Origin of the sequence: Myxococcus sp. NMCA1, assembly GCF_026810205.1 — a bacterium.
Taxonomy (GTDB): domain Bacteria; phylum Myxococcota; class Myxococcia; order Myxococcales; family Myxococcaceae; genus Myxococcus; species Myxococcus xanthus_A.
Genome location: NZ_CP113950.1, coordinates 7,370,468 through 7,391,653, shown reverse-complemented (window position 1 = coordinate 7,391,653; position 21,186 = coordinate 7,370,468). Strand labels below are relative to the sequence as shown.

15 protein-coding genes and 2 pseudogenes are annotated in these 21,186 nt (G+C 69.5%); 5 read left to right on the top strand and 12 right to left on the bottom strand.

The features are described 5' to 3' along the window. Nucleotides 1-4 precede the first annotated feature (4 nt). Nucleotides 5-1,342 carry a glutamate--cysteine ligase gene (locus OZ403_RS30530; RefSeq protein ID WP_140794808.1) on the top strand — a complete coding sequence of 446 codons (1,338 nt, stop codon included), beginning with the start codon at nt 5-7 and terminating at the stop codon, nt 1,340-1,342. A gap of 12 nt (nt 1,343-1,354) precedes the next feature. Here the strand turns inward: OZ403_RS30530 and OZ403_RS30525 are convergent, their stop codons facing one another. Both OZ403_RS30525 and OZ403_RS30520 read right to left on the bottom strand, forming a co-directional pair. Next, nucleotides 1,355-2,023, bottom strand: a complete 669-nt coding sequence (locus OZ403_RS30525; protein WP_140794807.1) for a hypothetical protein — start codon at nt 2,021-2,023, stop codon at nt 1,355-1,357. A gap of 118 nt (nt 2,024-2,141) precedes the next feature. Beyond that, nucleotides 2,142-3,782, bottom strand: coding sequence for an Hsp70 family protein (locus OZ403_RS30520; RefSeq protein ID WP_268784915.1), 1,641 nt, complete (start codon nt 3,780-3,782; stop codon nt 2,142-2,144). 397 nt (nt 3,783-4,179) lie between these two features. On the opposite strand from OZ403_RS30520, the gene OZ403_RS30515 reads away from it, so the two are divergent. Next, entirely contained in the window at nt 4,180-4,881 is a 702-nt protein-coding gene (locus OZ403_RS30515) for a hypothetical protein (RefSeq protein ID WP_268784937.1), read from the top strand. Nucleotides 4,882-6,032: 1,151 nt separating this feature from the next. On the opposite strand, the pseudogene OZ403_RS30510 reads toward OZ403_RS30515, so the two are convergent. From OZ403_RS30510 to OZ403_RS30495, 4 genes and pseudogenes are all read right to left on the bottom strand, one after another. Further along, a pseudogene (locus OZ403_RS30510) lies at nt 6,033-6,281 on the bottom strand (TIGR02266 family protein); the annotation flags it as partial. Then, the gene (locus tag OZ403_RS30505) at nt 6,278-6,931 is read right to left on the bottom strand and encodes a hypothetical protein (protein ID WP_268782421.1); all 654 of its coding nucleotides are present in this window, start codon (nt 6,929-6,931) and stop codon (nt 6,278-6,280) included. The gene OZ403_RS30505 and the pseudogene OZ403_RS30510, both read right to left, overlap by 4 nt. Continuing rightward, nucleotides 6,928-9,623 (bottom strand): annotated as a pseudogene (gene alaS / locus OZ403_RS30500) (alanine--tRNA ligase). Before alaS ends, OZ403_RS30505 begins: the two are co-directional and overlap by 4 nt. 858 nt (nt 9,624-10,481) lie before the next feature. Then, nucleotides 10,482-10,991: a hypothetical protein gene (locus tag OZ403_RS30495; RefSeq protein WP_237077558.1), complete on the bottom strand. Its 510-nt coding sequence runs from the start codon at nt 10,989-10,991 to the stop codon at nt 10,482-10,484. A 682-nt stretch (nt 10,992-11,673) separates the two neighbouring features. Between OZ403_RS30495 and OZ403_RS30490 the strand changes: the two genes are divergently transcribed. Both OZ403_RS30490 and OZ403_RS30485 read left to right on the top strand, forming a co-directional pair. Beyond that, nucleotides 11,674-12,423 carry a HEAT repeat domain-containing protein gene (locus OZ403_RS30490; RefSeq protein WP_268782420.1) on the top strand — a complete coding sequence of 250 codons (750 nt, stop codon included), beginning with the start codon at nt 11,674-11,676 and terminating at the stop codon, nt 12,421-12,423. Then, nucleotides 12,420-13,157, top strand: coding sequence for a hypothetical protein (locus OZ403_RS30485; protein WP_011555747.1), 738 nt, complete (start codon nt 12,420-12,422; stop codon nt 13,155-13,157). The genes OZ403_RS30490 and OZ403_RS30485 overlap by 4 nt, the downstream gene beginning before the upstream one ends. A 13-nt stretch (nt 13,158-13,170) precedes the next feature. Here the strand turns inward: OZ403_RS30485 and OZ403_RS30480 are convergent, their stop codons facing one another. From OZ403_RS30480 to trmB, 6 genes are all read right to left on the bottom strand, one after another. Beyond that, nucleotides 13,171-16,137, bottom strand: a complete 2,967-nt coding sequence (locus OZ403_RS30480; RefSeq protein WP_268782419.1) for a helicase C-terminal domain-containing protein — start codon at nt 16,135-16,137, stop codon at nt 13,171-13,173. Nucleotides 16,138-16,194: 57 nt separating this feature from the next. Beyond that, entirely contained in the window at nt 16,195-16,605 is a 411-nt protein-coding gene (locus OZ403_RS30475; RefSeq protein ID WP_140794800.1) for a cupredoxin domain-containing protein, read from the bottom strand. Between the two features lie 45 nt (nt 16,606-16,650). Further along, nucleotides 16,651-17,556, bottom strand: coding sequence for a hypothetical protein (locus OZ403_RS30470; protein ID WP_268782418.1), 906 nt, complete (start codon nt 17,554-17,556; stop codon nt 16,651-16,653). Between the two features lie 307 nt (nt 17,557-17,863). Continuing rightward, nucleotides 17,864-18,283, bottom strand: a complete 420-nt coding sequence (locus tag OZ403_RS30465) for a hypothetical protein (RefSeq protein ID WP_140794798.1) — start codon at nt 18,281-18,283, stop codon at nt 17,864-17,866. A 56-nt stretch (nt 18,284-18,339) separates the two neighbouring features. Beyond that, nucleotides 18,340-19,383, bottom strand: coding sequence for a diguanylate cyclase (locus tag OZ403_RS30460; RefSeq protein WP_140794797.1), 1,044 nt, complete (start codon nt 19,381-19,383; stop codon nt 18,340-18,342). Between the two features lie 111 nt (nt 19,384-19,494). Then, nucleotides 19,495-20,115 (bottom strand): tRNA (guanine(46)-N(7))-methyltransferase TrmB, encoded by a 621-nt coding sequence (gene trmB, locus OZ403_RS30455; protein WP_140794796.1) that lies wholly within the window; start codon nt 20,113-20,115, stop codon nt 19,495-19,497. A gap of 75 nt (nt 20,116-20,190) precedes the next feature. Between trmB and OZ403_RS30450 the strand changes: the two genes are divergently transcribed. Further along, entirely contained in the window at nt 20,191-21,117 is a 927-nt protein-coding gene (locus OZ403_RS30450; protein ID WP_140856703.1) for a bifunctional riboflavin kinase/FAD synthetase, read from the top strand. Nucleotides 21,118-21,186: the final 69 nt, after the last annotated feature.

The window sequence follows — 21,186 nt, the reverse complement described above, 5'->3', positions numbered from 1 at the left end:
GCCCATGTCACTCGACCTCAAGCGCGCGGCCTCAGAGCCCATCTCCTCCGTCGACATGCTGTTGGCTGGATTCCGAGCCGCCGAGAAGCCCCGCGGTGCGCACCGTCTGGGGCTCGAGCATGAGAAGTTCCTCTACCCGGTGGGCGCCGCGGAGCCTCCGACCTATGACGGTGAGCGGGGCGTCGGCGCGCTGCTGAACCGGGTGGCCTCGGCGGGCTACACGCCGTTCCGGGAGACACCGGAGTCGCCTGTCATCGCGCTGCAGCGCGGCGGAGCCACCATCTCCCTGGAGCCCGGCGGCCAGGTGGAGCTGTCCGGAAGCCCCTTCGTCACCGCGCGCGAGGCGCATGCGGAGAACCTGACGCACCTGTCGGAGGTGTCCGCCGCCGCAAAGGAGCTGGGTTTGCGGCTCGTCTTCCTGGGCTACCGCCCGTTTGGCACGACGGCGCAGATGCCGTGGATGCCGAAGACGCGCTACCTCATCATGCGTCGCACGCTGCCGGAGCGCGGCCGGCTGGCGCTGAACATGATGTTGATGACGTCCACCGGCCAGGTGTCCCTGGACTGGGCGGACGAGGCGGACTGTGTCCGCAAGACGGTGGTGGTGGCGCGGCTCGCCCCGCTGATGAATGCGTTGTACGCCAACAGCCCCATCGTGGAGGGCAAACCGTCGGGTTACCTGTCTTTCCGCAACCGCGTTTGGGACGAGGTGGACCCCACGCGATGTGGTTACCTGCCCGCGTTCTTCGACGGCTCGTTCTCGTATCGCGCCTATGTGGAGTGGGCGCTGGACGCGCCGCTGCTCTTCCTGCGGCGCAACAACGAGTACCTGTACCCGAAGCTGACCTTCCGGCAGTTGATGAAGGAGGGCTTCGAGGGCAAACCGCCCGACCTGAACGACTGGACCGACCACCTGTCCACGCTCTTCCCCGAGGTGCGGCTGAAGACGGTGATCGAGGTGCGCGGCGCGGACTGTGTGAACCCCGCGATGACGGGAGCGCTAGCCGCCCTCTGGCGCGGCATCCTGTACGATGCCACCGCGCTGGATGAGGCCGAGCGCCTGTTGCCGAAGCTGACCTACGCCGAGCACCTGGCCTTCCATGACACGGCGCGGCGCGAGGGACTCGGCGGCCGGCTGGGTTCGCAGGAACTGCACCGCCTGGCGGCGGAGATGCTGGCCATCTCCCGTCGGGGCCTGATGCGGCTGGATGCGCAGGATGCGCCCCTGTTGGACGCGCTGGACGCGGTGGCCGCGTCGGGGCGCTCGCCCGCGGTGGCGGTGCTCGAGGCGTGGGAGAAGAATCCCCGCCCCGAGGCGCTGCTGGACGGCTTCGGCCTGTGACGTGGGGGCGGGCTAGAACTGCCCGCCAATCATCACGTTGCCGTTGAAGAGACTGCCTTTCTCGTCGGCGTTGGTGACGGGGTTTCGGAGGAGGCCCTCCCCGCCGACGAAGCGGTACGTGGCGCGCGCGCCGGCCACCAGGTTGCCGAAGCGGTAGTCCAGGCCCGCGGCCAGCGGGAGCTCCGTCTGCCAGTCATTGTTGTAGAAGCGGTCCGCGCCGTCCGAGGGGTTGAGGTAGCTCAGGCCGACGCCCGCGCCGACGAAGGGGCGCCACTTCTCGTCGATGAGCGGTCCCGCCTTGGCGAGCAGGGTGGCGTTGTGGCGCCAGACGCCTTCGCCATCGCCGTTGTCGCGCAGGCGCGAGTCGTCGATGGGGAAGCGCTGGCCTTCGTAGCCGACCTCGACGCCGCCGTACTGCCAGGGATAGGCGCTGGCGTTGATGCCCAGCAGCGGGCCCACCTTGGTGTTGCTGCCGAGGTCTCCGGTGAAGTTGCCGAGGCCCAGCCGGACGTCGATGCCCACCAGCGGCCGCTCCTCGACGCGAAGTCGCTCGCCCACCTGCTGTGCCTCGATGGCGAAGGCCGGTCCCGCCATGCCCAGCGCCGCCGTGGCGACTCCACCCACAATCGAACGTCGCATCGCATTCCTCCCCGGGAAATCAGTCACCGGAAAGCTGGCCATCTGTCGCCACGGTTACAGAGAGAGCCGCAGGGACGCACGGTGGCCTGGATGGCCGCCAGCGCATCGGCCCACGGGGCGAAGGACGCCGTGCCTTGTGCGCGGACGTGCGGGGAGGGGCTCAGCGGCGGCCGAAGAGCTTCTTCAGTCCGGACAGCACGCCACCCGGGCGCCGCTCCGGCTCAGGGATGAGCGGCGAACGGGCGATGAGCGCATCGAAGGCCGCGTCGTCCAGGTACTCCGTGGCCAGTGACACCGCGTGCCGCTTCACGCCGGGCAGGGTGGCTTCGAGCGAAAGGGCCCCATCGACGGAGAGCGCGAGGTGCAGTTCCACCTCACCCGCGCGCTCCACGTTGAGGGTGAGCCGGCCGAGGTACTCGGCGTCGGATGCCTGTGTGGTGGCTCCCTGGAAGAGGGCCAGCTCAAGTGGACCCGGTACAGTGGGAAGCACCAGCGTCTTGGTGGCGGGCAGGCGGGTGTTCCGTTCGAGGACGCGGCGCAGGGTGCCACCGCGCTCGGCAACCGCGAGCGGTGAGGAGAGCACCTCGGAGACAGTGGCCGCAGGCTTGCCGGCCTTGGCGAGGAGGAGTCCCTGTCCGAGCAGCGCAGCGCCCAGGGCCACGCTGCCTCGCGCGTCCACGTCGTCACGCACGCTCACGCCCAGGCTCTCTTCGAGCCGGCGGCGGACCAGGGGCGCGGCACTCTGCCCGCCGACGAGGAGCACCGCGTCCAGCCCCTGGGGGGAGAGCGCATTGGATTCGAGCACGTCGCGGACCACGGTGGTGACGCGCTGGGCGAGGTCGGCGGTGAGGGCTTCCACGCGCTCCCGGTTGATGGGGGGCACGGTTCCCGAGGGGAGGGTGACGTCCACCTGCTCCCGGCTGGAGAGGGCCACTTTCGTGGACTCGGCGGCGGTGCGCAGGGGGGCCCAGTCGAGGGGATGGTCCGGCTTGGGCACGCCTTGTTCGGAGAGGTCGCTGGCGATGGCCTCGGCGATGCGTGCATCGAAGTCCATGCCGCCGAGGGTGGCGTCGCCCCCGGTGGTGATGACCTCGAGGTCGTCACCTGTGACTTGCACCACGCAGACCTGGAGACCGCCGCCGCCCAGGTCCACGACGAGCACCCGCTTTCGCGCGAGCCCTCGGCCATGCGCATACGCGAGCGCCGCCGCCGCGGGGGCGATGAGGATGCGCTGGGCATCGAGCCCCGCGAGCGTGGCGGCTTCGCGAAGGGCCGCGCACTGGCGGTCGGTGAAGTGCGTGGGGGCACAGATGACGGCGCGGGTCGCCTTGCGGCCCAGGTGCGTCGCGGCGGCATGCTTCAGCTCGCGAAGCAGCATGGCCGTGAAGAGGGTGGGCGAGATGACGCGGCCACGGACCTCCACGGCGGAGTCCCCATTCGTGTCCGTGGTGACGGGGAAGGGGAGCAGCGGGGCGAGCCAGCGGAGCTGTGGAGAACGCGGCTTCAGGCCCAGCAGCCGCTTGAGGCCGGAGATGGCACGGCGGGGAGCGCGTTGGCCTTCTGTCTGGGCCGCGGCGCCGACGACGAGGTCTCCGGTGCCATTCACCGCGATGAGCGCGGGGAGGTCCGTGGTGTTGGTGCCGGGGAGGGGAATGAGCTTGGGTGTCCCGTCCTGGACTATGGCGACGCGCGCATGGGAGGTGCCCAGGTCGATGCCCAGCACCACCTCGGGGAGCGCGGGCGTCGAGGCCGGCTGGGGAAGGGGGACTTCGAGCAGGGCACGGCGGCGGTTGCGTGGCACGTCCGCGTCCTGAGGGACGGGGGGCGTGGGCTCGGATTCGGTACGGGCTGGGGCTGCTCCCGTGGCAGCCACTGCAGGTGCGGAGCCTGCTTCCGTGTTGGGCAGAGAAGCTTCATCCGAGGCCGCGCTTGGGGGCGCGCTTTCGGAAGCGGCGGTGTGCCCTTTGGGCTCAGTGGTCGCGTGTGTCGGCTCTGGTCGGCTCGACTCGGCCGCGGGGGCTGCACTGACTGACACCTGGGGCGATGTGTCACCTGATGCGGAGGCGTCCTGCGATCGCTCAGCGGACCTTGCCCCTGGAGCGTCGGGCGCCGCCTTGGCGACGTCAGGTGCGCTCGGGAGCGCGGCCACCGCCTGTGTGGATGGTGCCTCGCCGGGAGCACTGCCGGACGGGTCATCCGTGCTGGTTGTCGTCGTGGATTCGGACGCGACACCCAGGCCACTTTTTTCGGTGTTCGGCGGGGATGCTTCCTCGCCCGGAGCACTACCGATTTGGTCATCCGTGTTGGTCGTCGTCGTGGATTCGGATGCGACAACCGAACCACTTTCTTCGGTGTTCGGTGCTGCTGCTTCGGGTTCGGTAGCTGCCTCGTTGCTTGCCTCGGCGACGGGCGCATCGCTCAGTGGTGACGTCGCGGCGGAGGGCTTCGTGATGGATGATGCGTTGCCTGCTTCGGCGTCGTGCTTTGCACGAGGGAGCGCGGCCGTCGCGGAAGCCTCCGGGGCTGCTACGTGGCCTGCCTTGGTGGTGGGCTCGACGCTTGTGGTCGAAGTGGCAGTTGGCGCTTCAGTTGGTGATGCGTCGCCTGCTTTGGCATCGCGCTTTTCGCTCGCGGGGGCAACCGTTCCCGAGGGTGTCGGGCCTGCTTCGTTGCCCGCGTCAGTGTCGGGCTCGACGCTTGTGGTCGATGCCTCTGCGGCTGCTCGAATCGTGGATGTATCGCTGCCCTTGGCGGTGGGCTCGGCACTCGTGGTCGCAGATGTCGCGGAGGATTCCGTGGCTGCTTCGTTGGCGGGAGCGGTGCCCGTAGCCGGAATCGTCGCGGAGGGTTCCCTCGTTGCGGAAGTGCCAGCTTCCGCGACGATTGGGGTGCTCGCCTGAGGGACAGATGCTCCATGGGGGGCCGCTGCATCTGCATTCGTCGCCGGAGCGGAGGTCGCATGCAGGCGCGGCGCTGGTTCGTCGTGCTTCGTCGAGGCAACTGCTCCTGCCGCGATCGGCCCCGTTGTCGAGGCCGGTCCATCGCTCGCTGTTGCTCCGGTCTGCTTGTCACTCGCCGAGTCGTCACCCGTTCCATGTATGGGCTTGGACTCGTCAGGCGCAGGCAATGCCGGGGTGGAAGTTTCGTCACCGACGGCTTCGTCGAGTTCAGCGGGCGCGGGTCCACCAGGACCAGGCGGGGATGCGTGGAGTGCGGGCGGGACACGAAGCAGCGTTCGAGGCGCCTCCACTGGCTCGCTCAAAGTCAGCGCGTCGAAGGTTTCCGCCGTCAGGTCCGGAGTCGCGGTAGCTGTCGGCGCAGTGCCGGCGTCGGTTGACGAGTCCTCCGGGACGAGTGGCGCTTTGGCGGGCTCACCGAGGCCGTGTCGCGCGGCTATGGCATTCGCATTGTCGCCTTCATCCTCGGACGCCGCGAGGCTTGCGGTGATGGCGAAGTCGAGCCCGTCACTCGAATCAGCTTCAAAGGCGACAGGTCCCGGACGCGCGTCCGCCTCTTGTGTTCTCGGAGCCCCTGAATCAGTGAATGCACTCCCGCCGAACGCGTCAGAGGCATCGAGTGAGCCCGTGTCCGCCTCACCGGACACCTCATGCGCGTCCGTGCTGGACGCAGGCTCATCCAGCACTTGCTCGGACTCGGAGAACGGAGCAGCCGTACCGGAGTCCGGCACTTCCGCGCGCGCACCATCATCTGCCGTAGCAGTATCGGAAATGGGCGTGGGTTCCGGAGCCGCCACCGCGCTCGCGAGAGCGGCTCCGTTGGCAGCCACCGCGTCAGGAACTCCAGCCGTCGTGCCTTCGACGCGCGCATTCTCCCGCGAGGGCTCGTGGGGTGGAATCGAGGCACGCACCGCATTCGAAGCCTTCGCGCCGGGTGTGCGGCGAACGAGTCCCGGAGGTGGCGCGGGCGCAGGGACCGGAGGAGGGAGCGTGACCTGGGCGGGAGCTTGTGGCTCCACGCTTCCGGTACGTTTCGCCACCACCCGGTCAATGAGCGCCTTGCTTGCTGCGTCCAGCTTCACGAAGCGCACGGTCATGCCGGTACGCCCGCCCACCGCGTCCACCTGGGCTTTCACGACGACGCCCTCGCCGCGAAGCAGCCGTGTCCCATCGGCCAGGACGAACTCGAACGCCAGCCCGGTGCCTTCGGGCTTCATGGCGCGCGTGGCGACGAACACGCCGCCGCGCGCCACGTTCGAGCCGTACTTGTCGATGAACTCCTCCTCCGTCGTGTACGGGAGGCGGATGCGAAGCGGGAGGAGCTTGGACGCGGTCCCGCTCATTTCAAGGGAATCCGCACATCCCCCCCGGAGCCCTGAAGCAACAGGTGCAGCCCGTCATCCCGAAGGGCCTCCGGAGGAAGCTCGAACAGGAGGACCACGTCGGTGCGCTCGTCCGGGGCCCAGGTGCGCCGAAGGGGGCGGGTGCCCCCGACGACCTGTGCATCCCGGGCCACGGCGTACGACTGGCCTTCAGCCCCGAAGAGCTTCGCCCCGTCCAGGTCCAGGGTGAGCGGCGCGCCGCCCACGTTCTGCGTCATGAGCTGCACGCGGAAGAACAGGTCCTCGGAGGTCAGGCTCACCTTCCCCGAGCCATTCACCGAGTGCGACGCCTCCAGTCCGGTGAGCTTCACGGACAGGGTCTCCAGGCGCACGACGTTGTTGGGGGAGGGAAGCTCCCATTCGCGCTCGGTGGGGACGTTGATGCCCGCGGCCAGGCCCGCGAGGTTCGCGTTCGGGTCTCCGCGCGTGGCCTCGGGGCCCTGGGAGGGGCGGCCCCCCTGGTTCACCCGGTCCACTTCCTGGCGGAGCTTCTGAAGCGTCCGGTCATCACCCGTACCCGCGTAGTCAGGCACGGACTCCTCCTTGCAACCACCCAGAACGAGGGTGGCCGCCAGGAGCGCCACGGAAGCGGAGGCCCGGTGGTTCATCACGCGGTGCCCATGCCCTTCACGAGTTCGTACAGCTTCTCCAGTGCCGCGGGGAGCTTCGAGGCATCCGGGCCGCCGGCCTGGGCCATCTCCGCCTTGCCGCCGCCCTTGCCGCCGACTTCCTTGGCCATCTCGCGCACCAGCGCGCCGGCGTTGATGCCCTTGGCCACGACGTCCTTGGTGGCCGCGACCAGGATGATGGCCCGGCCGTCCTTCTCGCCGCCGATGGCGACCACGCCCGAGCGGATGCGGTCACGAAGCTGGTCCGCCATGCCGCGCAGGACGTTGTCGTCCGCCGCGTCCACCTGGGTGGCCAGGACCTTCATGCCATTCACGTCGCGAGCCTGCTCCAGCAGGTCCTTGCTGCTGGCCGTCTGCGCCTTGACGGCCACTTCCTCGACCTTGCGCTCCAGCTCCTTCACGCGCTTCTGGGTCGCCTCGACGCGCTTGGAGACTTCCTTCGGGCTCGACTTGAACAGCTCGGCCACCTTGCGCAGCTCGTGCTCCTGTTCGCGGACGTACTGGAGCGCGCCGATGCCCGTCAGCGCGACGATGCGGCGCACGCCGGACGCCACGCCGCTCTCGCTGGCAATCTTGAACAGGCCGATGTCACCGCTGCGGCGCACGTGGGTGCCGCCGCACAGCTCGGTGGACTCGGGGTGCACGGTGACGACGCGAACCGTCTCGCCGTACTTCTCGCCGAACATGGCGACGGCGCCGGACTTCTTCGCGTCCTCCAGGCTCATGACGCGCGTCTCGGCCCCAGCGTTGTCGCGAATCCAGCCGTTGACCAGGTCCTCGACCTGCTCGAGCTGCGCGGACGTGGCGGGCGAGAAGTGCGCGAAGTCGAAGCGCAGGTAGTCCGGCGCTACGACAGAACCCGCCTGCTTCACGTGCTCACCGAGCACGAGCTTGAGCGCCTTGTGGAGCAGGTGCGTCGCGGAGTGGTTCGCACGGATGGATTTGCGGCGCTCCGAGTCCACACCGGCTTGGACCATGTCGCCGACCTTGAAGGTGCCCTCGGAGACTTCTACCGAGTGGACCACGAGGCCCGGCACGGGGCGCTGCGCGTCGGTGACCTTCGCCACCGCCTTGCCACCGTGGCCGACGATGCGGCCGGTGTCGCCCATCTGGCCGCCGGACTCGCCGTAGAAGGGCGTGCGGTCCAGGACCAGCTCCACCGTGTCGCCTTGCGTGGCCTGCGTGACTTCGGCGCCGTCCTTGACGATGGCCCGGATGCTGCCTTCGCCTTCGTGCCCCTCGCCCTCGTAGCCGAGGAACTCCGTCGTCCCAAGCCGCTCCGCCAGCTTCAGGTAGACCTCGCCCGTGGCCTTGTCGCCAGAGCCCGCGAACTTGTTCTTGTCCGCCTCTTCCTTGAGGCGCTCCTCGAAGCGGACCAGGTCCACGTCGAGGCCGCGCTCACGGCGATGATCTGCGTGAGGTCCCACGGGAAGCCGTAGGTGCCGTGGAGCAGGAAGACGACGTCGCCGGAGAGCTGCTTGCCGCCGGCTTTCTGCAGCTCGGACAGCTCCTCCTCGATGAGCTTGAGGCCGCGGCTGAGCGTCTGGCGGAAGCTCGTCTCCTCGTGCCGGCAGACCTCCAGGACGAAGGTGCGGCTCTCCCGGAGCTCGGGGTAGGCGTCGCCCATCAGCTCGATGACGCGGTCGACGACCTTGAAGAAGAAGACGTCCTCCAGGCCCAACTGCTGGGTGCCGTGCCGGATGGCGCGGCGCATGATGCGGCGCAGGACGTAGCCGCGGCCCTCGTTGGAGGGCTGGACGCCGTCCGAGATGAGGAACGCCGCCGCGCGGCTGTGGTCCGCGACCACGCGCTGGGACGCGCCGGACTCCTGCGAGTAGGGCTTGCCGCACAGCTCGCTGACGGTGGCGAGGATGTTCTGGAAGAGGTCGGTCTCGTAGTTGGACCGCTTGCCCTGGACGACGGAGGCGATGCGCTCCAGGCCCGCGCCGGTGTCGATGGACGGCTTCGGCAGGGGGATGAGGGGCCCGTCCTTCTCCTTGCGCTCGAACTGCATGAACACGAGGTTCCAGATTTCGAGCCACCGGTCGCAGTCACAGGCGACGCCCTGACACTTCTTGCCCTCGGCCTCTTCGACACAGGGGATGTCGTCGCCCTGGTGGTAGTGGATTTCGGAGCAGGGGCCGCAGGGGCCGGTGTCGCCCATGGCCCAGAAGTTGTCCTTGAGGCCGAGCTTGTAGAGGCGCTCGGCGGGGACGCCCTGCTTCTTCCACAGCTCGTAGGCCTCTTCGTCCCAGGGGGTGCCGCCCTCGCCGTTGAACACGGTGACGGCGAGCCGGTCGGTGGACAGGCCGAGCGTCCGGGTGACGAACTCCCAGCCATACGCGATGGCGTCGGCCTTGAAGTAGTCGCCGAAGGAGAAGTTCCCGAGCATCTCGAAGAACGTGTGGTGCCGGGCGGTGAAGCCGACGTTGTCGAGGTCGTTGTGCTTGCCGCCGGCGCGCACGCACTTCTGCGACGTGGTGGCGCGGCGATAGTCGCGCGTCTCACGGCCGGTGAAGACGTCCTTGAACTGCACCATGCCCGCGTTGGTGAACATCAGCGTCGGGTCGTTGGCGGGCACCAGGGAGGAGGACGCCACACGGCGGTGGCCGCGCTCCTCGAAGAACTTGAGGAACGCCTCGCGGATCTCGGAGGCGGTCAGGGCGGAAGGCATGGTGTGGGTATATGCCACAAGAGGCGGCTTCGCAGGAGTTCTTGGAGGTTGCATGAGGTGCCGGACGACCCCGGGAACCCCGGACTGACCCGGTTGGTGGCCCGGGCGGGGGCCAGCGGGACGCGGGCTTTGGGAGTCAGGGGGATACCGGCGGAACATCAGGTGTGAGACGTGGGCACCAGCATCGCCCTCGCTGTTTCGGCTCCAAGGATTCTCGCCAGGCGGGCGACCTGACCGGCATGCGCTTGAGCGGCAGGTGAAGCCGTACCGCCTTCACGGGCCACGGATGGCGCTCGGCTTTGCCCAGCCCTCTCGTCGTGAGTCATTGGCGTACTGGCGGCTCGGTGCTTCGATTCGCGTGGCCTACCCTCGTTCACTGCGTGACGGAATCCACGGGTGAGGGATGCAGGCGCCGTGAATGCCCGGAGGGCTCGTGTAGTCAGTCGAGTACAGGGACTGCCACTGGAGTGAGGCAGGACGTTTTCGGAGGGCAAGGTGACTTCGATGGGACCGAGGTTTGTTGCCCAGATTCCGTGCTCGCGTGTGACCTCATTGTCTGATTCGGCGACACATGAGTCGTCGCTGCATAGGGAACTCGGGCAGACGGTGTCGCTTGAGATTGCCGAAGAAGAGGACGGAGCCTACCTGTTGTTTGTCTGGGGTGGCTCTGGCAGATGCTTGGGCGATGGATCAGGCTTGGGTCCAGTATGGCGTTCACTCTCGCGCATGGGCGATTGCCGATACACCAGGGACGGTTCAAACCGAGTGATGGTGGCCTCAACGAAGTGTCTGCTCGCGATGGGGTGAGGCGAGGACGGGGCGCCCCGCGCCCTATGGCCCATCGCGGCTGCTCGTCGTTCAAGTACCCGAGGAGGCGTTCCCGAAACGACTCAGCATTTCTTCCACGTACTGGACGCCCCGAGCCGTGATGGCTTTGCCCTTCTGGGTGTCCTGTGCGTAACCACCGTGCAGGCGGAGCGCCTTGGCCGCGTTCGGCGCGGCGTAGGTGACACCGAGCTCCCCCCAGAATCGCGACGTTGTTCCAGACGTCACCTCCAGCTCCGCGTTGAGCGAGCGTGCGAGATAGAGGGGGATGAGCGACCGCACGAGCTGGTCCTTCTGCTTGCCTGCCGAGATGAGATCCTGCTGCCGCGGATGGCTGCGCAGCGCGGACAGCAACTGGTCCACAGCCGTGCTGCCATTCCCGGTCGCGCGCGAAGCGGCCTCCTTCGCGGGGCGCGCTCGCTTCTTGACCTTCGTAGTCGGGCGGGCCGTCCGCTTCTCCGACTTGGTTCCCGTGCTGCTCTGAGCCTGCCGTGCTGCGGGCTTCTTCTTTTTCGCCCCGGTGCGAGGCGCCTTCGCCGTCACCTTTCGGGATGGCTCAGGCGTAGCGGACTGGGCAGCCGAAGGTGCGACAGCGTCGGTGGTTACCGCACTACGTAGCGGAGTGCGCTCTGCCACGGTCGGCTCCGGCGGTGGCGCGTCGGACGGCTGGGAGACGACTTGCCTGGGACGCGGCGTGCGCTCGACCACGGTCTGCTGCGTGGCGCCACGGGGAGGCGGTGAAGGGAAGTCCGAGGCCCGGGGCACGGATGCGTCTCGAGGCTCTTTGAGCCCGAGGCGCGCGCGCACCTCACCCACGATACCGCCCAACCCCACGTTCTGGAGCAGACCTTCCAACCGGGACGTGAAAGACACCTGGTGAGCCCTCCTGGAGACGCGCACATTACCGCATGAAGGCCACATCCCCGAGCGGATGGCTCGATTCCTGCCAGTCCTGCTGCCGTGGAGGGGGCGGGAGGCACCGGCTGTGGGGGCTCCAGGGGCCGAGCCCGAGCCGCTGTGCCGTGGATATGCCGCCCGGGTTGGCGCCCCGCGCCGTGCCCTCCCCGCGGCATCCCCAGGTCTGAACAGACACCGGGACTGACAGAGGCGGGGACGGCCCTTCAGGGCGGGAGTGGGCATGACCCACTGTCTTCCATGTGCAAGGCCATGCAACTGTTCGCCAATCGTCAGACGGCGTTAGACTCTTCGGACTCCTTCCCTGCGCATGCAGCTGCTTTCCTCCGCCCTCGTCCTGCTGCTCCTCGCGCCTTGCGCGGCCCTGGCTCAGGGTGACTCCCGTATTGCCTTCCTGGGCAAGCAGCTCCAGAAGAGCAAGGACCCGCGCTCGCGCTCGCAGGCGGCGCTGGTGCTCGGCGCCACGGAGGACCCGGAGGCCGTGCCGCTGCTGTGCAACGGATTGAAGGACGAGAGCGAGCTGGTGCGCGCGGCCGCGGCGAAGGGGCTGGCGAAGCTGCTGGAGCCCGGCGGGCTCGACTGCCTCCAGGCCCACAAGGCGGACGCGGACGCGTCGGTCCAATCCGCGGTGAGCGAGGCGGTGGGGGCCCTGAAGGAGTACCAGTCCCGCCCGCCGCGCTTCTACGTGCATCTCGATGCGGTCAAGGACCGCACGGGCAAGCTCCCCGCCGATTTGGTGAAGGCGACGGAGGCGCGGCTGCGCTCGCGGCTGATGCGGAGCGGGGCCCAGCTCGCGCCCGCGAAGGAGACGAAGGCGGCGGCGAAGGGCACGCTGAAGAAGCTTCGGGTGCGGGGCTACCGCATCACCCCGGAGCTTCATGCGACGGACGGCGGCGGACTGCGGGTGGCGCTGGTATGCCTCACCTACCCGGACCTGTCGCTGATGGGGCAGGTGGAAGTGAATGCCACGGGCGCTCAGCCTGGCGATCTCCTCAAGGCGCTGGTACCTCGCGCGGTGGAGGAAGCGGCGGAGACCTTCGAGTGGAGCAGCGAGACATGACGACGACCACGGCGCCCCTGACGCCAGCCAAGCGGCGCTGGCGCAACTTCCTTCTCGAAACGGGCTTCCAGCTCAAGCTGACGGCGTACATCGTGTCGGTGACGCTCGTGCTGTCGGCGCTGCTGGGCGTGTTCCTCGTGAGAGGTGCACAGGCGCTGATGCGCGAGACGGCGACGGCGGTGGAGGCCCGCTCCCGCGCGGCGGAGGTCAGCCGCGAGCTGTCCGGCGCCACGCTCTCCAACGAGTTGCTGACTCGGATGGACGACCCCACGTTCGAGGCGAGCTTCCGCGAGAAGGCAGGGGCCATCGACGCGGCCTACGAGGCCGAGCGTGCCGCCATCGTTGCCCAACGCGCTGAGCTGGAGCGGCAGCAGAAGCTCACCTGGTGGGCGCTGGGAGGCTTTCTGGTGGCCTTCATCGCGGTGGTGGGATTGGGGACCATCGTGGTGACGCACAAGGTGGCGGGCCCGCTCTTCCGCATCCGCCGCATGGTGCAGGAGGTCCACGACGGCCGGCTGCGTCCACCCCAGCACGGGCTTCGGGATGGCGATGACCTCCAGGACCTCTTCGATGCCACGCGGAAGATGGTGCAGCGCCTCCGCGAGCAGAACGAGGAGGACGCGAGGACCTTGGCGAACGTCCTCCTGGCCGCGGAGCGCTCGGGCGCCTCCCCCGAGCTCATCCACGAGCTGCGCGCCCTGGATGCGCGCTACCGCACCCGGCTCGAAGACTGAGCCCTTCGGGGGCTCACCCCCAGGACCGCGCGGGTCCTGACTCCACGGTGAGTCCCGTCTCCTTCAGCATCGCGTGGATGCGCAGGCGCGCCTGGGCCCACGGAAGCGCCTCGACGCGATATCCCTCCAGCGCGTTCATCAGGTGGCCACGGTAGCTGGGGTGCCCCGGGTCCGAGATGATGACCACGCCCCGGTCCGTCGTCGCCCGGATGAGCCGGCCCACGCCCTGGCGCAGTTGCAGCAGGGCGCGGGGGAGCCGGTAGTGGAGGAATCCCATGTATTCGCCGCCGCTGCGAGAGAGGGGCTCCTCGCGCGCGGCCACCAGCGGACGCATGGCGGGCTCCAGGGGCAGCTTGTCGATGAACACGCAGCCGACGCCGCGACCGGGGATGTCCACGCCCTGCCAGAAGCTCTTGGTCCCCAGCAGCACGGTGCCCGTGTCCTTCTCCTGCCGTGCCGCCAGCGAGCGGCTGTGCCCGCGTGACTGCCGCAGCACCTCGATGCCCAGTGGGTCCAGCCGTCCGCGGACGCTCGTGCCCACGCGCTCCATGCGGCGCGTCGACGCGAACAGCCCCAGCACCCGGCCTCCCATCGTCTGTGCCAGGCCCGAAATCCGGAGCGAGGCCCACTCCACGAAGGCCTCCTCGTGCGCACGAGGCGCATCGGTGACGAGCACGACCAGCGCCTGCTCATGCAGCTTGAAGGGCGTGGCCGCGCGTACCAGTCGGGGCGCGGGTCGGCCTCCGCGCCCGTCGAGCCCCAAGCGCCGGAGGACGAAGGGGAAGCCGTCGCCAGTGCCCAGCGTGGCGGATGCGAGCACCAGCGTGCGCTTGCTCTCCGCGAAGTCCTTCGACACGTAGGCGGAGACATCCACCGGCTGGGCGCTCAAGCTCCACCGCTGCCGCTTCGGTTCCGCGGTGGCCGCGTAGCACCGTCCTGGCGCGGCCTCTCCGGACAGCTCGCCCGCGAGCACCGCCAGTTCGCCAAGCTCGGTGGTGGCACCAGACAGCTCCCGCTCCAGCGCGGGTTGTCGAGCCGCCAGCTCAGGAAGGGCGGCCAGCACGCGCACGGACAGCAGGACATGCAGCGCCTGGAGTGCGCCGCGCACGCCTTCCAGTCCTTCGCGTACCGGCTCCCAGGCGGGCAGGGTGCGCACGGTCGCGGTGATGCGCAGCTCCGGAGAGTACGCACCTTCATCCGGGTCCTCGCCCACGGCTGTGGCGGTGGGCTCGCACAGCTCCGTCACGCGTGCACCGAGGTCGCGCGCGTCGTCAAGCAACCGGCGAAGGCCATCCTCCACCTCGCCCATCAGCGACCGTGTCTCCGTCCGGCGAGAAGCGCTCAGCGCCTTGCGCAGCTCGGCGAAAAGGCCGCGCCGTCCGTCCCTGCCATGCAGCCGTTCGGTGAGGCGGAGGAAGGCCAGGTCCGACAGCTCCAGCGTCAGTGCGGTGGTGGCGACATCTTCCACCTCGTGCGCCTCGTCGAGGACCAGGTGGTCCAGCTTCGGGTAGCGCGCGGGCCACGCGAAGGCGAGCGACTGGTTGATGACCAGCACGTCCGCCTCACGGGCCTGCGCCACGGCCGAGTGATAGAAGCAGCGGTGGAAGTGCGGGCACTTCTCGCCCAGCGTCGTTGACGCCTCGGAGCGCACGGCGGGCACCAGCGCCATCAGCACCGGGAAGCGCTCGCGGAACCAGTGGCTCAGCCGGTCCAGGTCTCCTTCGCCACTGCGACGCAGGTACGCACGCAGATACGCCCGAGGCGCGCGCGCGGAGTGCCCCATGCCGGGCTCCACCCGAGTGGCTTCCAGCGCGCGGCGGCGGCACAGGTAGTTCGTCTGGCCCTTCAGCAGGGCGTAGCCGAAGGCGCCCTTCGTGGCGCGGTGAAGCCGAGGCAGGTCCTTCTCCAGGAGCTGGTCCTGGAGCGTCTTGGTGTGCGGCGCCACGCCGACCTTGCATCCGTTGCGCGCGGCGAAGAGCGCCGCGGGAGCCAGGTACGCCAGCGACTTGCCCGTGCCCGTGCCGGCCTCCACCGCCAGTTGCCCGCCGTCCGACAGCGCCCGCGCCACCGCCTGCGCGACGTCGAGCTGCGCGGCCCGGCTCATGAACCCTTCACCGGCCTGCTCCAGCGCCCCTCCCGCGCCCAGCAGCGCGGAGACCTCATCCGGACGCACCGGCAGCACGGGGGCATCCGCCTCTGGCTCGGGCAGCGCCGTGGCGCCTCCGGCACGCCGCCGCTCCGGCTTCCCGCGAAGGAAGCCCTGAGCCTCCAGCGAAAGCGGCGCGGCCTCCTCACGGCACGCGGCGGCCAGGCGCGACAGCAGGTCTACCAGCGGCCATTCCTCGTAGTCGAACGCGCCGCTCGCACCGTCCTTCAGGCCCACGCCCTCCATCGCCAGGCGCAGCTCCGCGCCCTTGCGCGGGTCCAACGCGGCGAGCAGGTCCACCACGTCATCGCCACGGCCCTCGCGGACGCAGCGCTCCATGGCGTGCACGAGCACCGAGTACACCGCCTCGCAGTCCGACACCGCGCGGTGCGGCTGCCTCAACGCGAGCCCGCCCCAGCGCAGCAGCGACTCCAGCGAGTGGCTGGGCAGCTCCGGGTGCAGGTAGTGCATCAACTCGCAGGAGTCGAGCACCGGGGCGCGGATGGGGCCCAGCAGGTCCGGCAGGAAGCCTTTTTCAAAGGGCGCGTTGTGCGCCACCACCGTCCAGCCGGAGAGCTTCTCGCGAAGCTCGGCGATGTCGGTGCCGAAGCGCGGATGCCCTGCGAGGTCCGCGTCCGTCAGGCCCGTCAGCCGCCGGATGGTGAGGGGGAGGGGCCGCGACGCCGAGTACATGCGAGCGAAGCGTTCCACCTCGCGCCCGTTCTCGAAGAAGATGCAGCCCAGCTCGATGACCTCGTCCACGCGCGGGTCCAGCCCCGTGGTTTCGAGGTCGAGGAAGACATGCCGGGTGAAGAGCTCCGCCGCGCCGCCCATTCAGGCCGCGGAGACTACTCCTCCCGGCGGCGCTGCCCAGAAATCGGCCAGCGTCCGTCAGTCGACCATGAAAACGCCGGAAATCATCTTGTTCATGGCGCAGCCGTACACCAGCTTGCCGGACTCCTTCGGCGTGAAGGCAATCTCCACCGGCTGGTCGAGCGGCAGCGGCGTGTTGATGTCGTAGCCGTCCATGACGACCTCGGTGGCGCAGGTGTGGTCCGTCTTGCGCGTCACCACCAGCTTCACCGGCTCACCCTTCTTGAGATTCACAGGGCTGGGCTCGTAGCCCTTCTCGGTGACGGACAGCTCGACGATGCGTACGCCGTTCTCCCGCTTCTCCGGGACGGCGGGCGGCTTCGCCGCGTCGGCGTCCTTCGCGCACCCTTGCTGGGTGATGCCCACCATGGCGGCCGTCGCGGCCAGGGCAAGCCAGGGCTTGATGATGCGGGAGATGAACTGACGCATGGATGTCTCGGCGGTGAGGGGGCGAGCCCCCCGCGGGGATGGGCCTCAGGCCTCGTCCGCGGGGGCGCTCTCGTCGGAGGTGGAGGCGACAGGCTCGAAGCGCAGCAGGGCGTGGAGCGGGACGAAGACTTCGTGGCCCTCCTCGCCCAGCAGCAGGTCGAACCGGCCCACGCGAATCAGCGGAAGCTGGAGGGTGATGCCGTTGCGCAGCACCATCCGCACCGTCTGCCCGATGTGGTCCAGGAAGGCGCGCGGGTCCGAGTGGGGGCGCTTGTCCGGCTGACGCGCCACCGCGGACGGCTTCTGCGTCAGCTTGGCATCGCGCTCCAGACCGGGCAGCAGCCGCTCCCAATCCGTGCGCCGGGCCAGCAGCACCACCTGGAGCTTCTCCAGGCGGCCCGTGCGCTCCAGCGTGAAGGCGATGGGCTCCTCGACCTGCAGCGTGTCCAACAGGGAGCGCTCCGCCAGCACCACGGAGACTTCTGCCTTGTCGCTGATGAGCCGGGCCAGGAAGTCCGCCACCACGGCGTTTTCGACCTCGCCGCGCGCCTGCTTGATGGCCGCCTTGCGCTGGGTGCGCTCCTTGCGGGCCATGAACTCGGCCACCGTCATGCCGCTCTGGAGCACGCCGAAGGCGTCACCCAGGGACAGGCTGGGCGTCTGGCCCATCAGCTCGTACACCTGGTCGAAGCGCTTCGCCTCCTCGGCGTGCAGCTTGCGCCAGATGCGGCACTTCATCTTCCCTTCGAGCTCGCCCTTCGCGATGCGGGCGGGGACGCGCTCGCGCACCGCCAGCGCCTGAATCTGCTCGGGCGTGGGGGGCGGCCGGGGCGTGGACGGCCGGAAGCCGCCGGGGCGTCCGCCGAACCCACCGCCGGGGGCTCGGCCCGGAGGCGCACCCGTGCCAGGGCCCGAGGGGCGGGGAGCCAGCGGGCGAGCCCCAGGCGTCACGCTCGTCGTCGGGCGGGGCGTGGGGGCCGCTGTCGCTGGCGCTGCCGCCGGTGCGGTACCCGTGGGCGCGGGACGAGGCGTCGGCAGGGGCGCCGTGCCAGCAGCTGGCCGGGGCGTGGGCGCCACGCCCGTGGGGCGCGGGGTAGGCGTGGGGCGCGGCGTGGGCGCCGGAGTCGGGGTCGGAGCGGCAGTGCCGGGCGTCGTTGCCGGGCGCCGGATGACTTCGACCGCGGGAATCACCCGCCGTGTCTTCCTGTCGTTCACAGTCGTACGTTACCTGATGCGAGTTTTCCGGGCATGCCCGGCTTCACGGCTGGAGGGATGCTGAAAGGTCGACCTTCCACCCGGACGGCTCACGGACCATCCGGACCTCGTGGGAGCTTTCTCCCGCGCGCACGAGCACTGTCGCGACGTCTCCCTCCTCCCGGACCAGTGAGACCTCCGTAACATCCGGAGGCGGAGGGACATTCGCGAAGAAGAGGGCCATGGGCTCCGGTTTTTCTTCACCCCCGGAGGCCTCTCCCACCACCTGTGCACGCTGCGCCAGCGCGTCCTGGGTGGGCTTGGACAGCGCGCCCCACGCCTGCTGCAGCTCCCCTCGCTTCACCAGCCGGTGGAAGGACGTGTAGGCGTCCTGCGGGGTGCCGAAGCGCGGCCGGTTGCAGCCACCCAGGCCCAGCAGCAGGACCAGCGCTACCAGCCAGGGCATCGTCGCGGAGAGACGCATGGGGACAGGGGTTTAGGTCAAAGCGCCGCCGGGGGAAAGCCCGAGGTTCGGACATGTCACGCGGCGTGCTGATGGACGCGATTGCGGCCTGCTCCCTTGGCCGCATAGAGGCTGGCGTCGGCAGCCCGCAGCAGCGCCTCCGCGCTCGGGAGGTCGCCCGACGGCACCGTGGCCACGCCCAATGACGCGGTCAGCCGCACGCACTGCGGCTTGCCACTCCCGCCCACATGCTCCAGCTCCAGGGCGGCGATGGCGTCGCGCACCCGCTCGCAGACCCGGAGCGCGTCCGCGGGGCCCGTCTCCGGGAGCAGGGCGATGAACTCCTCGCCGCCGTAACGCGCCAGCAGGTCCACCTCCCGCAGCCGCGCCCGCGCCGTCTGGGCCACGGCCTTCAGCACGTGGTCCCCGAAGGGGTGCCCGAAGCTGTCGTTGATGCGCTTGAAGTGGTCGATGTCCAGCATCACCAGGGACAGGGGCGCCCCGTAACGTCGCGAGCGGGCGAACTCGTCGTTCAGCCGCTCTTCCAAGGCGCGCCGGTTCGACAGGCCGGTGAGTGCATCCGTGCGGGTGAGCGCCAGCAGCTCTTCGCGCCGCGCCGCCAGCTCCTTGTTGGCGCGGTCCAGCTCCCGGTTCTTCTCCACCAGCGCGTCTTGCAGCGCCTTCAGCCGCAGCATGGACTTCACGCGGGCCGACAGCTCGAGCATGTCGAAGGGCTTCACCAGGTAGTCATCCGCCCCCAGCTCCAGCCCCTCCACCTTTCCCGCGGCCTGCCGGGCCGTCATGAGAATCACGGGGATGAAGCCGAAGCCGTCCTCACCCGCGTTCGCCTTGATGATGCGGCACACCTCCACGCCGCCCAATCCCGGCATCTCCACGTCCATGAGGATGAGGTCGGGGCGGGACTCCCGGATGGCGGACAGCGCCTGGGTGCCGTCATGGGCCTCGGTGAAGACGTACCCGTGAGGAGCCAGGCCGTCGCGCACGTGCCGGACATGCACCGGGTCATCGTCCACGATGAGCACCGTGCGGCCACTGAGTTCCCCTGCGGGGGGGGCACGGCGGGCGACCTCCAGCGTCCTCTTCCGTTCGCCATCCGCCATGAATGTCTCGCCCCCGGTGCAATCGTCCCGCGCGCGGTGCGGGGTTGCCCGCCATTCTCACTGCCCGCACCGGGGATGCAAGGGGCTCGGCGCGCGCCCGGGGCGCCGACGTCAGGCAGGCTTCAGTAGCCGCGCCCGATACACGGGCTCACCGCTGGCCAGGTAGCGGCGCTCCCTCGTGGAGGGCACTTCCTCTGGGTCATAGGGATGGAAAACACCTGAACCCAGGGGGTTCTTGAAACCGGCGGATTCCAGGATGGCGAGCATCGTCACGCCGCGGTCCTGGACGTCGGTGCGCATGTCGAAGAGGCCGCCCGGTGCGAGCTTGCCGTACAGCAGCTCGGCGAACGCGGGCTGAATCACGGCGCGCTTGGCGTGGGAGCGCTTCCACCAGGGGTCGGGGAACTGGAGGTGGATGGCGGCGAGCGAGCCGGGTGCGAAGATGCGGGGCACGATGAAGCGGGCGTCGGATTCGACGACGCGCAGGTTGCGCAGGCCCGCCTTGTCCGCGCGGTCCTGGGTGTCGCGCGCGTACTTCTTGCGCCACTCGAAGGCGACGAAGCGCACCTCGGGGTGACGGCGGCAGTACTCCAGGGCGTGGCCGCCCGCGCCGGAGCCGATTTCCAGCTCGAGCGGTCCGCTGAAGCCGAATTCGGCGTCCCAGTCCGGCGGGGTCTCCTGGGTGACGAACTTGAGGCCGACGGGCTCGGGGAGCAGGCGAGGACGGGACATGGGCGGGCGCCACCAACCACGGCGGCGACGGGTTTGGCCAGGGAAAAACGCGAGGCCTGGAGTATACGGGAGCCCATGAAGGTCTTCCCTGCGGTGGCGGACGCGGGCCGGGCGCTGGCCGGACAGGCACTCGCGCTGGGCAACTTCGACGGTGTGCACGTGGGCCATCAGGCCCTCTTCGCGGAGGCGCGTCGTCACGGGCGGGCCGCTGCCTTCACCTTCAATCCCCACCCGGGCAAGGTGCTCCAGCCGGAGCTGGCGCCGAAGCTCATCACGCTGCTGCCGCGCAAGCTGGAGCTGTTCGAGGAGTGCGGACTGGACGCGGCGGTGGTGCAGCCCTTCTCGCGCGAATACGCGCGCACGCCGCCTGCGGAATTCGAGGCCGCGCTCTTCGACGTGCTCGGCGTCGCGCACGTTGTGGTGGGCAGCGACTTCACCTACGGCGCTGCCCGGCGCGGCACCGTGGAGACGCTGCGCGAGGCGGCAGCTCGGCGCGGGGCGACGGTGCACGTGGTTCCGCCCGTCACGGTGGATGGCGTGGTGGCGTCGTCATCACGTGTGCGCGAGTACATCCTGGAGGGGCGCGTGTCCGCGGCGCGGCGACTGCTGGGCCGTCCCTTCGACCTGGACGGCACGGTGGTGACGGGCGCAGGGCGGGGGCGGGGCATCGGGTTCCCCACCGCGAACGTGGACACGCAGAACGAGCTGCGCCCCGCACCGGGCGTCTATGCCATCCGCGTCCAGCTGCCGGGCGAGTCAAAAGGCACCTGGCATGGCGGTGCGGCGAACATCGGTGTGAAGCCCACCTTTGGCGGCACGGAGGTGACGATCGAAGCGCACCTGCTCGACTTCACCGGCGACCTGTACGGCAAGGAGCTGCGCGTGCAGTTCCTCGACCGCCTGCGCCCCGAGCAGCGTTTCGGTTCGGTGGTGGAGCTGACGGGACAGATCAAGCGTGACGTGGAGGCCGCGCGCGCCGTGATTGCGCGCGAGGAGAGCTGAGCAATTTTCCCGTGTCCGTTCAACGGTTTGTGACAGCAGGGGAGCAGGCGAGGGCGCCTTGACGCGCGC

Coding starts and splice junctions, on each gene's coding strand:
- OZ403_RS30475 (WP_140794800.1), bottom strand. CDS start 16,605: ATGCGTCAGTTCATCTCCCGCATCATCAAGCCCTGGCTTGCCCTGGCC.
- trmB (WP_140794796.1), bottom strand. CDS start 20,115: ATGTCCCGTCCTCGCCTGCTCCCCGAGCCCGTCGGCCTCAAGTTCGTC.
- OZ403_RS30460 (WP_140794797.1), bottom strand. CDS start 19,383: ATGGCGGATGGCGAACGGAAGAGGACGCTGGAGGTCGCCCGCCGTGCC.
- OZ403_RS30490 (WP_268782420.1), top strand. CDS start 11,674: ATGCAGCTGCTTTCCTCCGCCCTCGTCCTGCTGCTCCTCGCGCCTTGC.
- OZ403_RS30465 (WP_140794798.1), bottom strand. CDS start 18,283: ATGCGTCTCTCCGCGACGATGCCCTGGCTGGTAGCGCTGGTCCTGCTG.
- OZ403_RS30525 (WP_140794807.1), bottom strand. CDS start 2,023: ATGGCCAGCTTTCCGGTGACTGATTTCCCGGGGAGGAATGCGATGCGA.
- OZ403_RS30485 (WP_011555747.1), top strand. CDS start 12,420: ATGACGACGACCACGGCGCCCCTGACGCCAGCCAAGCGGCGCTGGCGC.
- OZ403_RS30450 (WP_140856703.1), top strand. CDS start 20,191: ATGAAGGTCTTCCCTGCGGTGGCGGACGCGGGCCGGGCGCTGGCCGGA.
- OZ403_RS30530 (WP_140794808.1), top strand. CDS start 5: ATGTCACTCGACCTCAAGCGCGCGGCCTCAGAGCCCATCTCCTCCGTC.
- OZ403_RS30480 (WP_268782419.1), bottom strand. CDS start 16,137: ATGGGCGGCGCGGCGGAGCTCTTCACCCGGCATGTCTTCCTCGACCTC.